This window comes from Streptacidiphilus carbonis, assembly GCF_000787775.1.
Lineage (GTDB): Bacteria > Actinomycetota > Actinomycetes > Streptomycetales > Streptomycetaceae > Streptacidiphilus > Streptacidiphilus carbonis.
Genome location: NZ_BBPM01000033.1, coordinates 17,168 through 30,213 on the forward strand (window position 1 = coordinate 17,168; position 13,046 = coordinate 30,213).

The 13,046-nt window shown below is 66.1% G+C and carries 11 protein-coding genes; 7 read left to right on the plus strand and 4 right to left on the minus strand.

Features of this window, described 5'->3' with window-relative positions:
- Window positions 1–183: 183 nt before the first annotated feature.
- Both TR46_RS44480 and TR46_RS23820 read left to right on the plus strand, forming a co-directional pair.
- Window positions 184–2,136 (plus strand): pentapeptide repeat-containing protein, encoded by a 1,953-nt coding sequence (locus TR46_RS44480; protein WP_052433055.1) that lies wholly within the window; start codon window positions 184–186, stop codon window positions 2,134–2,136.
- A gap of 190 nt (window positions 2,137–2,326) precedes the next feature.
- Entirely contained in the window at window positions 2,327–2,815 is a 489-nt protein-coding gene (locus TR46_RS23820; protein WP_042404670.1) for a hypothetical protein, read from the plus strand.
- Window positions 2,816–2,933: 118 nt separating this feature from the next.
- On the opposite strand, the gene TR46_RS23825 is transcribed toward TR46_RS23820, so the two are convergent.
- Both TR46_RS23825 and TR46_RS41310 read right to left on the minus strand, forming a co-directional pair.
- On the minus strand, window positions 2,934–3,878 hold the full coding sequence (locus TR46_RS23825; RefSeq protein WP_042404673.1) for a hypothetical protein: 945 nt from the start codon (window positions 3,876–3,878) through the stop codon (window positions 2,934–2,936).
- Window positions 3,875–4,372, minus strand: a complete 498-nt coding sequence (locus tag TR46_RS41310) for a hypothetical protein (protein ID WP_152626642.1) — start codon at window positions 4,370–4,372, stop codon at window positions 3,875–3,877. The genes TR46_RS23825 and TR46_RS41310 overlap by 4 nt, the downstream gene beginning before the upstream one ends.
- A gap of 968 nt (window positions 4,373–5,340) precedes the next feature.
- Between TR46_RS41310 and TR46_RS23835 the strand changes: the two genes are divergently transcribed.
- The 4 genes from TR46_RS23835 to TR46_RS41315 all read left to right on the plus strand — a co-directional run bounded on the left by TR46_RS23835 (window position 5,341) and on the right by TR46_RS41315 (window position 9,043).
- Window positions 5,341–6,339, plus strand: a complete 999-nt coding sequence (locus TR46_RS23835; protein ID WP_161790181.1) for a helix-turn-helix domain-containing protein — start codon at window positions 5,341–5,343, stop codon at window positions 6,337–6,339.
- A complete protein-coding gene (locus tag TR46_RS23840) occupies window positions 6,336–6,521 on the plus strand; it encodes a hypothetical protein (protein WP_042404677.1) in 186 nt (61 codons plus the stop codon). The genes TR46_RS23835 and TR46_RS23840 overlap by 4 nt, the downstream gene beginning before the upstream one ends.
- 637 nt (window positions 6,522–7,158) lie before the next feature.
- Window positions 7,159–8,538, plus strand: coding sequence for a helix-turn-helix domain-containing protein (locus TR46_RS23845; RefSeq protein ID WP_152626643.1), 1,380 nt, complete (start codon window positions 7,159–7,161; stop codon window positions 8,536–8,538).
- Window positions 8,539–8,665: 127 nt separating this feature from the next.
- The gene (locus TR46_RS41315; protein WP_161790182.1) at window positions 8,666–9,043 is read left to right on the plus strand and encodes a hypothetical protein; all 378 of its coding nucleotides are present in this window, start codon (window positions 8,666–8,668) and stop codon (window positions 9,041–9,043) included.
- A gap of 176 nt (window positions 9,044–9,219) precedes the next feature.
- Here TR46_RS41315 and TR46_RS23850 read toward each other — a convergent pair whose 3' ends face one another.
- Window positions 9,220–10,668: a helix-turn-helix domain-containing protein gene (locus tag TR46_RS23850; protein WP_052433056.1), complete on the minus strand. Its 1,449-nt coding sequence runs from the start codon at window positions 10,666–10,668 to the stop codon at window positions 9,220–9,222.
- A gap of 915 nt (window positions 10,669–11,583) precedes the next feature.
- Between TR46_RS23850 and TR46_RS23855 the strand changes: the two genes are divergently transcribed.
- Window positions 11,584–12,249, plus strand: coding sequence for an HAD family hydrolase (locus TR46_RS23855; protein WP_042404680.1), 666 nt, complete (start codon window positions 11,584–11,586; stop codon window positions 12,247–12,249).
- A 46-nt stretch (window positions 12,250–12,295) separates the two neighbouring features.
- On the opposite strand, the gene TR46_RS45370 is transcribed toward TR46_RS23855, so the two are convergent.
- The gene (locus TR46_RS45370; RefSeq protein ID WP_084718870.1) at window positions 12,296–13,015 is read right to left on the minus strand and encodes a GIY-YIG nuclease family protein; all 720 of its coding nucleotides are present in this window, start codon (window positions 13,013–13,015) and stop codon (window positions 12,296–12,298) included.
- Between the last annotated feature and the right edge of the window lie 31 nt (window positions 13,016–13,046).

Below are 13,046 nucleotides of genomic sequence, written 5' to 3' on the forward strand. Positions count from 1 at the left end.
GGTGATCCGGCGCAGCGCCGGTCACACTGCCGATTCTTCAATGCCCCCCCCGGTTGCCGGAACGCACGCGCGAATTGTCGTTCCGTTGTCGTTCCGTTGCCGGATCGCACAGGCGATGGTCAGTCAGGAGGCCCTGCTGGTGGGAGGATTGCCCATCGGCAACGGCGCCTAGGGGGAGCAGGAGTGAACGAAAAGAGCCCAGTCAAGGAGCTTGCGGACAGGACTGAGGAGGACACAAAACGTGCCTTCTCCCCGGCCGCGGCGCCGGAGACGATTCCGCTGCTTGAGCTGATCGACAAGCTGTATCGGGCGGGCCCCTGGAAGACCCAGAAGCAGTTTGCGGACGCCCTCGCCGAAGGCGACAGTGCGCCGCTTGACCGCAGCAGCATCACGCGGCTCCGGTCAGGTGAACGCCGCCCGAGCGCAGTCTTCGTGACCCAGTTACTCCGAGCCTCAAACGCCGATGACGCGACCCAAGCACTGGCGTTCAAACTCTTCTGCGAGGCATTCGAAGGGACACGCGACAAGCAGATCGAGCTGTACAAGCTGCACGTAAAGGTGGACAAGACCACCCTGGAGCTGGCCAAGGCCTACGACAGGATCGCGGCGCTGGAGAGCGAACTGCGGCACGCGGTCCAGGACCGAAGCGACGTCGAGCAGAAGTACTGGGAGTCCCGCAAAGAGACACAGAAGCAGCGCGGAGCCCGAATTGACCTGGAGCGCGAACGCGAGGCACTGACGGAGAAGATCAGCCTCCTGGAAGCCAAGCTATTGGAAGCCCAGCAGGAACGCGACACTGCCCAGGCTCGGACCGAAGCGCTAGCCGTCAAGGTCCGCCAAGTGCACTGGCAAGCAGCCGCTCAGCACGAGCGGGAGGTCATGCAGTTCCACACCGAGATGGAACAGCGCGTGGCCGAGCGGGACCGCTCCCTCGCCGAACGCGACCGCTCCCTCGCCGAACGCGAGATGGCGCTCATGGAGCTGCAGCTCAAACTCGACGCCTCGCAGGCGGACCTGCTCGCCCGAACCGAACAGCTGACCACCGTCCACGAGATTCTGAGCGGCAAGGACGAGGCAGCGGCAGCAGCAGCCGTCGTGGTGGTCAAAGAACCCACGCTGACGACCACACTGGTGGACGAGCCCGCCAAGCGACTCCAAGCACCGGACGAGTCGCAACAACTGCAGGCGGTGGTCGAACTCGAGCAGTTGATGAACCTGCGGCCAGAATCGAAACTGCAGGTGATGCCCATGCTGTGCGCATTCATCCGCCGGGTGCAACCCGCCGGAACTGTCCACACAGCGGGAACCCAGGCACTAAGAATCGTGCTGCGGCAGTGCGCCAATGACTACCGCGGGATGGTGAATCTGGCAGGTGCTGACCTGTCCGGTGCCGAGGCGGACGGGTGCTCACTGCGCACAGCCAACCTCAAGGGTGCCTTGCTGCGCAGAGCGTCCCTGCGAGGGACCGATCTGACCGGCGCGGACCTACGCGAATGCGATCTCACCGATGCGGACCTGCACGGCGCCCGCCTGGTCGGCGCCCAGCTGAGCGACGCCTTGGGGCTGAGCGCCTCGCGCCTGCAGCACACGGAAACACGCACCAGCACAGTCCTGCCCTACAACCTGGTCCACAGCCGTCGCCTGGGGCGCCGATTCGTGGCGGACCGTGAGCCGGACGAGCCGCGTACCCTCGGCGCCATACTGCGCCTCGCCCGCGAGCGTGAAGGTCTGAGCCTGGCGTACGTCAGCAAGCGCACCGGGGTCGACGCCTCCCGCCTGTACAGCTACGAGAACGACCTCCTGCTGGACGAACTGGACTGGCCGCAGCTACTGATGATCACCACTGTCGTCAAAGCCAAACAGAAGCACGCGAAGGCCCAATGGGAACAGCTACAACGCGCCGGCGCCACGTCCCGGCCCCCCATCGGTTTCATCCCCGCGCCACAGCTGCCGTCAGCGGACGGCGCCGACACGCCGGGCCATGCCAACCTCACCCCCGCCCAGTCCATTGAGCAGACCGCTTTCCAGGACGGGAACAAGCGAGCCCAGAACGCTGCGGACATCACCCGCATCAACAAGCTCAAAGACAAGCAGGCCGACGAATCCAGCCGACGACAGCCACCCCACGCCGTCTGACTCCGCGCTGTTGCGCCTGCGCAACTATCACCGCGATTCACTGCCCTGACCAGGTGTTCTTCCTCGTTGCTGATTGGCAACGAGGAAGAACACCCACGTCCACAGGTATGTCCTGACAAAGGGGTGCCCCTATGGGGTTCGTCAAGGAATTGGGTCGGCATGAGGGCCGCGGGGACGGCAGGATGTCCGGGTGGCTGATCTTCTGTGGGACGACGTCAGGTGGTGCTTCGATCCCGAGATGATGGGCCCGCTGCCGGACGTCTGGGTGCGAGGTGCCTCGGCGGAGGACTGGCAGTCGGTCCTTGACCTTGTGGTGGAGAGTGGCTGGGGGTGCCAGTACTCCGAAGGCGGCTCGGTTTTGCCGGTGCCTCTGGTGGAGGCCGTGCTGTCCCGACCGGCTGGCTCGGAGTGTCCGGAACTTCGGGTCTGGCCGGCTGAAGGTGTTCTGGCGATCTTCCGGTTCTATGCAGCGGATGAGATCGACTTCGATGTCGACCTGCGCGAGCTGCAGGGGCAGGACCGGCTCGATGTGTTCTGCGGCTTCCTGACAGCGATCGGGCGGCGCTTGGGCAAGTCGGTGCTGATGGACAGTGAGGGCGGCGATGGGACCCACCCCGTCCTCGGCTTCGACGCCGCGGCCGACTGCGTTGTCGTGATGGCTGAGCCGCAGGTCAGCTGAGCGCGACAGCCCCTTGGTAGAAGGTGCCGCGGCGGAGTATGGCGAACAGGACGTCGGCCGAGGGCCGTGGCCGGGTCCGGCCGCTTACGCTGCTGGGCGACCCCGGTCACCGCGGTGGTCAGCTGGACCACTGGGCGACGCTGCGCTGCAGCTTTGTCCACTGGTGGCACTGCGCGCTGTCCTCGTCCGGGTCGGGCTGCTCGCCCAGCAGCAGCACGGAATCTCTGACGCCATAGACCATTCGGTACAACACGGCGTCGGTCGCGTCCCCCAGCCACTCCTGCGGGTCCTTGCGGTCGGGCAGCGGACCGAAGACGGTGGTGAACCACACCGGCAGCAACGCCGCTTTGGCCACCTCCTCCGCGATGCGGGTACGCACCCGGGTCTCCAGCTCCCCTCGGGCCTTCTCACCGGCCAGGAGTGCCGGCTGCACAGCGGCGCTGGTGTCCTGATCCTCGGCCAGTGCCGCCGCAGCATTACGGGCCCGCCCGGCGAGCTGGTCCTGGTTGCTGCCGTGCGCGGCGTCGATGGTGTTGCGGGCGATGCGGAACGCCATCGCGGCGGAACTGTGCTCGCTGGACTCCAGCGGCACCCGGGCCAGAGTCCGACTTGCGGCAACCATGTCCATGCGGGCCTGGGCGAGGCCCTGCACACGCTGCTCGTGTGCTGCGACTGTCTTACGCAGCCGGGCACGCTGATCCACGGTCAGCAGTGCGTCGCGCTGCTCATACATCTCCCGCACGGCCGCACACAGCGCCCTGGCGCGGTCATCGACTGCGTCCAGGACGACTGGCTCCTCCCCCGCGCCGGCACGGGCGCGCCGCTCCAGCCACTGCACTTGCCTGGCCACCGCCGCAATGTGCGCTTCGGCTTCCGCGATCCGGTCCACCAGCTCGGTGTGGCCGGAGTCCAGGACGTCGACCTCATCCTTGATCCGATCCACCCGGGAGTCCAGGTACGAGTGGTCGCTCTGCAGCGAGCCTCGTTCCTCCTCCCACTCGTACTTCAGCGATGACACGCTGCTGCGAACCCGCTCCAGCTCCTGTTCCCAGTCCTCGCTCACTTCTTCCTCCCCGCGTCCTCGGCCGTGCCCAGCGCAGCCACCCACAGCACCAGCACCAGCACCGTGAACCAGCCGCTGACCACGTGGAACGCGATCAGCACCGCGCCCAGGGCCGCCAGCGTGCACAGGGCCGCGATCGGCAGCTGGTTCGAACCCATCGGCGTCCCCAGCAGCTGCCACAGGCCACAGCCCAATGCTGGGACCAGCAGCACCAACCATCCCCAGGAGGTGGGGCCGACCAGCGCGAACACCACGCCGGCGCCCGCAGCCACGCTCTGCACGGCGGCCAACGACTTCACCCACGTCTTGCGGGTGCGCGCCCGAGCCTCACGCCGCCGCTCCGGGACTTGCCGGGCGTGTTCCAACAGTGCGTCCGTCGCCCGTCCCAATTCTGTCAGCGCCTCGGCGTAACCCGGTGTGCCCTGCTCCAGCCCCTCCAGGGCGTCGGCACGTGCCGAAACAGCCTTCTTGAGCCTGCTTTCATGAAGGTCCATCAACCCCTCCCCCAGGCCCGTGTTTGGGCCGACCTGCGAGGCTACCGGCTGACACTGACAATTGGCGGAACATCATCAGACGGGCGGCAGCAGAAGCCGCTACCCGGTTGGGTGCAGTGCACTGGGGCGGAATCAGGCCACCTGGCAACCCGACGATTCCCCCGCGTCCTCTGTGTGCCACTGACACATGCCGACGGCCTCATCTTTTAGCAGGTCGAGACCAGTTTCGGGACCTTTCGGCCGACTTGCTGGGGAAGTGCTGCAACAACGCGCGAAACGCGGTGATTCCTCCTGATGCGCGGGCATTTTGCAGTCACCGCGAGGGGCGTTAGCGTCGCCGTCGGACGCGCAACGCCCGGCGGTTCGCCAAAACCGTCGACCCGGATGCTGCGCGCCCTCCCGCTGACGACAACCGAGGATGAAACCTTGAAAAGGCCATCTCAGCTACGACGTTCCAGGCACCACACAACGGGGCCCGGCCGCGCTCCCCACCCTAACGCGAACGACAAAAGCATCCCGAGGATGAACCAAAACGGCAAGCGCGCGCAACAGTGCCCCGTCGCCAGAGTGACCCGCGATCCTCGGCCCGAGAGGCAGACCATCGCGCCCTCCCCCGCTACCGCTCCGGGTCCACGGGCCTCCCGGAGAGGCCTCAAAGCACTCGGGACGGGCGGCGGAACTCCGAGCCACTTACCCGCGGTCTCTCAGACGCGCGCCACCCCGTTGCTGTTCTGTCGTTCGGTAGCCGTAGAACGTCGCGCAATCGGCGACAAAACTCTCGGGGCTTGCACCGTTTTGGACGCCGCCTCGGTACGGAGGTCATCACTATGACCGGCACTGTCTGTGCGTTCTGCGAGCAACAAATGCAGCATCAGGCGACCGGTCGCCCACGGAAGTTCTGCTCAACCACGTGCCGGCAGGCCATGCACCGCAGGCGTCGCTCCCTTCCGAGCAAGCCACCCGGTAGCGTGCGCAGCACTGAAAACGAGGCGACCGTCGAGGTACCGATACCTGCCCAAGTGTCGGGGCAGCCCGCACTGGCTGGGCAGGCGATCGACGACATCCGCGATATGCAAGACGCCCTGCGACAGATCACCCGCAACGTCAACCAAGGCGGCCTGGCCGTGGAGGCGCTGCCCTACGTGGTCGACCTTGAACGGCACCTGCGGCAACTCACGCGCACGCTGACCACCCTCGCCCGGGACCAGCGCACACCCTGGCGGCCGATCGGCCGTGCTCTCGGCGTTAGCCCCGACACCGCCCGGGGGAACTACCGCGGCGATCACGCCGACTGGCGCCTGAGCCGCACGGCAAGCCCCAGAACACCGACCGCTTCCGCCAACACCCACGAGCAGAAGGTCCCCGACCTCCACGCGGAGCCGATCTCCGCCGGCGACTTCGGCCCCGCCTCCAACCGCTTGTCCCCGATGTTGTCCAAACTGGCACGAGGATCCGGGCTCATCGGGCAGACCATCGCGGACCAGGTCGGCTGCTCCCCCTCCTACCTCTCCCGTGTGCTCAGTGGTGACCGCGTGCCGACCTGGAGCCTGACAGAGCGCCTGGCTCGAGTCTGCAACGGCGACCCCGACCAACTGCGGCGCCCGTGGGAGCTCGAGCGTCTCCGAGAACAGCGTCCCCGCCCGGCCCTGTTGGCCGCCGTCAGCGGTGAGCCCGATGGCCTCGCGGCCTTCCGGACTGCGCTGCGCACCTTGTACATCCGGGCGGGGCGACCCCATGACAGGGAGCTGGCGTTGGCCGTCGGTTGGCGCCTAGCCGACGACCGGATCCACAACATCCTCAACGACGCCACATTGCCAACGTGGGGCGAGACCCAACTTGTTGTCCGGGCCCTGGCGGGCGACACGGTCGTGTTCCATCGCCTCTGGCACACGGCCGCAGCACACACCGGCGCGTCGACCTCATGCAACGACACATGCACCTGCGCGCGGTCGGGAGGACAGCCGTGAATGAGGAGACCCGGCTGCTCGCCATCGGCATCGTGATTCTGCTCGCACTCATCGTGGCCCTGGGCGCCTACATTCTGGCCAAGGCCGAAGGGCGTACGACCATCACCGCTTTCAAGGCCGCGGCCATAGCCTTCGCGACCACCCTCCCCCTCGGGTACGGGATCATCGCCGTCCTCACCTAGGCGCCACCCGCCGCGCGGTGCAGGTCTGCTCATCATGATCCGCAGACCTGCACCAGATGACCCCGCCCCGGAGGCGGACTGTGCAACCCGGACCGAGCCGTCGCCGTCCTGGCCTCCGCGCTGCGCACCCATGACGGCAACCCGTACGCGATCCGCATCCTCAAGCAGAGCGCCGAAGTCGGTATCCAGGCCGCGCCCCGAATGGTGGGGGCATTCCTTGGGCTCGGGGCAGCGGTCATCGTTTCGCGTGTCGCGACGCGCCCCGTGCACGTCTAGGGCGTGGCCGCTCCCACAGTGACCGCCACCATGCAAGCCGATCAGCAGAGTTCTGCGGGAAGACGAGTTGCAATGCTGCGGTGAAAGAGGCGAGCCCTAGCGCGAGCACGGTGACCCACCAGGGTCCACCGAGTGCGGCGGCTGCGCCTCCACCGAGCCAGGGCATGGCTGCTGCCGTTGACGCCGTGCGGCGCGCCGTCTTGGGGTTCTTCGAGGTCATGTGGCCAACACTGCTCGTTTTGACGATCTTGCGGAATCGGGAAGGAGCCCTTCCCTGCGTTCTGGCAAGGGGGATTTGCGGCTGGTGACACAATTGCGGTCGACAGGTGAGGGTGCGGCACATAGTCACGTGGGAGAGTCGATGAGTTCCAGGGATCCTGGGGCATGCCCGGATACCGGCACACTGCCTCCGCAGGCGCTGGAGTACGGACTGGCGCTCGCCGCCATGTTCGATGAGCATGGTCAACGGATGACCCAGAAGCGTCTGGGGGAACTGACAAACACTTCCGAGGCTGCGGTGAGCCGCTACCTGGCGGGTAAGCGCATCGCTCCAGAGGTGTTCCTCAAGAGATTCCTCGAGGCCCTCGAATCCCGGGGTGTCCATGTTCCGGAGAGAGTCCGCAGAGACCTCCATCAGAAGCGGCAGGATGCCCAGGAAGCAGCGAAACGCTCCTTCGCCGCCCAGAATGCCCACCTGAGCGAACGCGTCGACAAGCTGATCAAGGAAATGGAGGAGGTGAAGCGCGTCCGCCGAAGGGAGCTCGCATGGCTGATCCTCAAATCCCGGCGAGACAATGCCCAAAACGGGAAAGCACGCGCAAGGATCATTCACCAGTTACGTGATGTCAACGCGGAGAACGAGCACCTCCGCGGACAACTTGCGAGCGCAACTGTCTACGTCAAGGCGGTCGAAGCAGACCTGGAACATAGCTTCGACCGGATCAGTCAGCTGACCATCCAAGTAGAAATGCTGGCAAAAGAGGTGCGCGGCCTGCGCGCCCGAACGGCACCCGTTCCCGGGGCGGGAACCAGACCCACGCTGAAACGGCACCGCTGGGCCGTGCGCATGCTCTTCACCCGAGTCAGCCTTCTGCTCATCACCAGTCAGTTGACCGCGTTGGGCGTGGTGGTACTCCTCGTGGGACCGGTAGCTTCCGACGGGATCGAGCCGACCTGGCTGGGGTGGACAACCCTCGCATGCGGCTGCGTTTCCGTAGCACTGTTCATCCACACCCGGATCCAAGCGGGCCGGAAAGATTGGACAGCCTCGGCTGGGCGCGTCTTGGCCACAACCCTCGTCCCAATGCTCGCCGCCGGATTGGTCGCCTGGGCCTATTCACTGCCCAAGTACAGCTTCGACACCCAACAACTGCCGGCGACCGTATCGAAATGCACAGTATATCCACCCAGCGACACCGGAATTTGGGGGGGCAACAACGGCTACACGGAATGTTCCTTCACATGGACATTCAACGGGAAGAGTTACACGCAGCAGGATCAATATGACAAGAGCGCCCGCACTGCGGTGACTATCGACCCACGACACCCTGAAAGCATGCACCCACACAAATCAATCCTGTTCGAAGTCTTCTTCGGCGTACTTGCGCTCATCGCTGCCATCCTAGCGATTCTGTGGCTTTGTTTGTTCGTCATCACCCTTGGTGGCCTCGTTGACGAGTGGAGAAACAGGTATCGTCACCCCGAGGAGACACAGCGCGAACCGGACTTGGTTCTGATGTGATAATACGCGCTCCGATGGGGCAGGGTCTGACAGCCGACGCGCAGCCATTCACTCGATTGACGGCTTGAAGTGGCTGCGGAGAGAAGTAGATGGTGTACACGTTAGACACCCCTACCATGGAGGTCAGATGTCGCGAACGGGTGCTTCTCGATTGGTTGCCGTCCTACTTGGCTTGACGCTCGCCGTATCAGGCGCACCAAGTGCACTTGCAGCCGCGCCCGCGAGTGCCACCCCTCGCCACTTCTTGGCCGCCCCGGCGCTGAGTGAACAGTGGTGGTGCGATCGCGCTGACTACCTGGAGTTCCGCTGGCTTAGCGATTCAGGCCAGCTGCAGAGTAAATGCTTTGCAGATGCCGGAGAATTGAGCGTCAACTTCTATGCCTGGTATTTCAATTCAGGAAATAATGCGGGATGGGTACGCACCGCAGGTGGCGCCGTAATCCGATTTGGCAAGAATGAACAACACCGTGTCGGCGACACGGTGACCTTCATTCACGTGAACTGACAGACCCATGGAGCAGCGCGGACGCGCCCTCGTTGTCCCGGGCAGTGCCGGGTAGGGACACCGGACAGTTCCGGTCCGGCAGTGGCTCCAGTCCCTCCGGCTCCTGGCGCTCCGGGACGACATCATCCTCGATGCCGTGGGCCTGCTCGAGCAGTTGTCGTTCGGTGGATTCTCGGTCACCACTGCTGCCCCCAGCCACTGTGGACGACCATGCGCGCGCCCTGCGCCGGGATCCTGATCAGCTGCTCGACAACGGCGTGGGTGTACAGCCGCCTGGCGTAGGCCTCGCCCTGCGCTTCGATGGCCATGCGGATCAGGTCGGGGTTGTTCCGGGCCAGGTCTCGCAGCCCGAGGACCTCCTCCCGGGTCAGGTCTTCCAGCGGTACCTGGTCGTCCGCACCGTGCAGCGTCGCCCCGGTCACCTCGAGGACCGGGGCCCTCATCGCTTCCTGGACCTTGCGGCGCACCGCCATGCTCCGCGGCGGCTGCCACGCGCCGTCCCATTCGACGTGTCGATCGGCGGTGGAGCGCCGGGTGTCGCGCCAGGCTGCGACGCCGTTGTCGCGCTGGGCCTGGGTGCTCCACACCTGGAGCGCGCCGCGCAGCCGGTGCGCCAGATACGCCGACGGCCGCCGGACCTGCGACGACGCCGCGCCCAGCTCTAGCCAAGCGATGACTTCATTGACACTCCACCCGGCGTCGGCCACGTGCCGGACCACCCAGGCAACGCGCGGCACCGCGGCCCGGGTCATCCACGGCACCTGCTGCACCAGCTCGAACGCCAACTGGTGCCTGCGCCCGACCTTGTTGATGATCCGCCGCTTCGGCTTCGCCCCCCACTCCTGCTGCCGCTTTTCCCCGGTGCTGAGATCCACCTGCCCGGCACCGAGCTTGCTCTCAGAGGGGGGGATAGAAGGTCCGTCAGAAATGCACACAGGAACACCACCCTCCATTGGGGTGCAACGGCTGTCGTCTCCCGAGGCCCCGGAAACCTCCTGCGGCGCTGAGTGTTGGACGGTACGGTCGGCCTGGTCGACGCCGCTGCCGGCAGCCGTTGGTGGAGTCTTGGTGGAGCGCCTCGGACGCGCCGCGCGCCATTTCTTCGCTGCTTTCGCGCCCATACGGGCCATCAGCTCCCGGCCGGCCTCCGCGATCCCCGTCATCCGGCGCCCGGTGCCGTCCCCGGCCGTGCGGATGCCTAGGGCGGCATCGAACGCGGCCGGGATCACCAGCGCGAACTCCGAGGCACGAGCCCGCTCGCCGCGCACTCGGGTGCCGCGCTCGAGGTAGACCAGCAGCCCCGACTCCCGCAGCATCGACAGGTGGTACTCCACCGTCCGCTCCGTCACTTTCAGCCGCCGGGCCAGGTATTCGACTCCCGGCCGGCACGGCGACAGCTGCGCCAGCTCCTGCGCGAGCCGCACGGAGGTGCGGCCCATCTCCCGCGGACCGTGCGACCGCACCGGGACATAGCAGCCCGACGCGACCACCCAGTGCACCGCCTGCAGCCAGCTGTAGCCGTCCGGCGCGACCCGACCGCCCGTCATCTCCATCCACTGCTGCTCCACCGGCACCCACAGCCGCGGCAACACGCCGCAGCACGGCGCGAACGTCGGGGCGCTCACCGACTCACCGCCAGTGAGGAGAAGGTGACCGATCCGAGTGCTACCAGACACGCGCTAGCGTCGGTGTGACCATCGACGTGTGTGATCTGCATCACATTGAGTGAAATCGGCGGTGCACTTTCGACACCCCGGAATCCCAGGTGGCGCAAGGGGTGACACCGGTTCAGTCCCGCGTCGCGGGGCACGACATACCTCAGACCCGACCAGCAGAGCTGGCACAGGGCAGCCTTCACCTGCAAAATGACAAACACCTTCCGAGGTCGTGCCTCCGCACATGCGAAAGCGCCTTGGTGGGTCGGCCCTTCGGGGCCGTGAAGTGGTTCCGCTGAGAACCGTTAGTTCGCCTCTTCGTGCCGGCCGCCAAGCCGACTCGATCGGGCCTTGGTAGGGAGCGCCAACTCCGTACCGTGAATTGAGTGGTCGCAGACCAGGTGAGCCAACACCAGGTGCGACCGGGGCGGCGCCTAGCCGCCGCCCCCGAAGACCTACGTCATCCCCGCCCCCTTGACAGCACGATGTGTCAGGGCAACGCGAGCACCCCGTCGACAGGGCAGCGGCTCATGTCGCTGGCCTCTCGGCGGGGTGTTGCATGTCCGCCCACGGAGGCGGGTACGCTGAACCACGTCGACACCCCCTCCTTCCGCGATCGGGGTAGTCGATCCAGGCCCTGACAGCTCGGGCCGTGCGAGCCCCCGAGACCGCCAAGTATTCGGGGGCTTCCGCATGTCCACATGTCGTTCAAAGCCTTGACGCTCCGTAGCACGATACATGCTCACGGAAGTCTCGCGGAGCGGCCGCGCCGACCGGTCTGACACCCCGCCAGCCCCTGATGCACCACCACTACGCCGTCCAACGCGCGAACCTGGCCCGTCGTCACGACGAAGCCGCAGGCCATCGCACACTAGGCTCGTTCGTGTGCCCCTCGCGCTGTTCGACCTTGACAACACGCTGATCCAGCGCCAGAGCGCGCTGCGCTCCGTAGCGGACCGGTTCTGCGCTGGCCACGGCCTCCATCTCGCCGACGTACCCCGTGTTGCCGAGGCCCTACGCGACCGCGCATACCCCGCCACGTTCGCCGCCCTGCGCCGGGAACTCCACCTGCCCGGCCCGGCCAGCGCCCTGTGGGACTGGTACGTGGACGCCATCTCCGCCGCGGTGACCTGCCTGCCCGAAACCCTGGGCGGCCTCGAGCAACTGCGAGACGCCGGTTGGACGGTCGGTATTGTCACCAACGGCGCCAGCGACATCCAACACGCCAAACTCCGCGCCACCGGCCTGGACGCCCGCGTCGACGCAGTCTGCATCAGCGACGACATCGGCGTACGCAAGCCCGACCCAGACATCTTCCACGCCGCAGCAGACCGCTGCGGACACCCGCGAGCCGACGGATGGATGATCGGCGACAACCCGGCCACCGACATCGCCGGAGCACACGGCGTCGGCCTGCGCACGATCTGGATCGCGGCCGGCCGCGACTGGACCCATTCAGGCCGACCCGCAGACCACAACGCCACCGACGCTTCGGCTGCCGTCGCCCACCTGCTCACGCTACCGATGCCCTTCACAAGCAGGCCCCGATGAGCGCGTGCGTGCCAGCAGTCCGCGAACGGCGAATCACTGGAGATGATCATCGGAGCCTGGGAAGGCACGAGAGTATCTCCTTCGCATCTTGAGACGGATCCTGTGGGCGGGCTCCGCGTCTGAAGGCGACGGGTGGGAGCGGCCGACCGGAGGCTCTTTCAGCCGTGAGGCCGGCAAGTGAAGTTTCGTCAAGATCGCCAACAGCCTGCGCCTGCCACCATTCGGGGTCCCACACGCTCGACCCGTGAAAGCCCGTGCATTCGCACAAGGTGGTAGCTCTGCCCCAGGGGATGGCTCCTCCGCAAGCGTGCGGCGCATTGTCGCTGTGACGTGCCGCCTTGTGACCGCACGGACACCGGGGGGCCGCGGATGGAGACGGCTCGGATTCATCGAGTGCCCATTCTGGCGTACCGTCTGTGAGCTGGAATGCACGCCAGATGGGAGGCAGCGCCGGCTGTTCCCTACCGCGTGGCCGTCTGATCAGAGGTGCACCAGATTCAAGCTCCTCAGCTGCGGCGTTGATGAGGGAACGCCAGTCACTCCCCTGGAAGTCGAACCACTCCCCGTGTCGCCTGTAGCTGGCGAAGTGGCGGTGCAGTTTGGACTCCAGGTCAGTGTTATCGGTCTCTCGCGACCACAAGACAGAGAGCGGGACCGGAGACATCCCCTTCAGCTGCGCCAGCCGACGCGGCACGTCGACGGCGCGACCAATCTTGAGGAGTCCGGCCTCGTCCGCGGAACCGATCACATAGACGAAGAGACTCATGCCTCCTCCTTTGTCGAATCCGGAAGATCAA

Bases quoted from the DNA above. Each gene is read 5' to 3' on its own strand.
- TR46_RS41310 (WP_152626642.1), bottom strand. From the start codon at position 4,372: ATGGACCTTCATGAAAGCAGGCTCAAGAAGGCTGTTTCGGCACGTGCC.
- TR46_RS23845 (WP_152626643.1), top strand. From the start codon at position 7,159: ATGAGTTCCAGGGATCCTGGGGCATGCCCGGATACCGGCACACTGCCT.
- TR46_RS41315 (WP_161790182.1), top strand. From the start codon at position 8,666: ATGTCGCGAACGGGTGCTTCTCGATTGGTTGCCGTCCTACTTGGCTTG.
- TR46_RS45370 (WP_084718870.1), bottom strand. From the start codon at position 13,015: ATGAGTCTCTTCGTCTATGTGATCGGTTCCGCGGACGAGGCCGGACTC.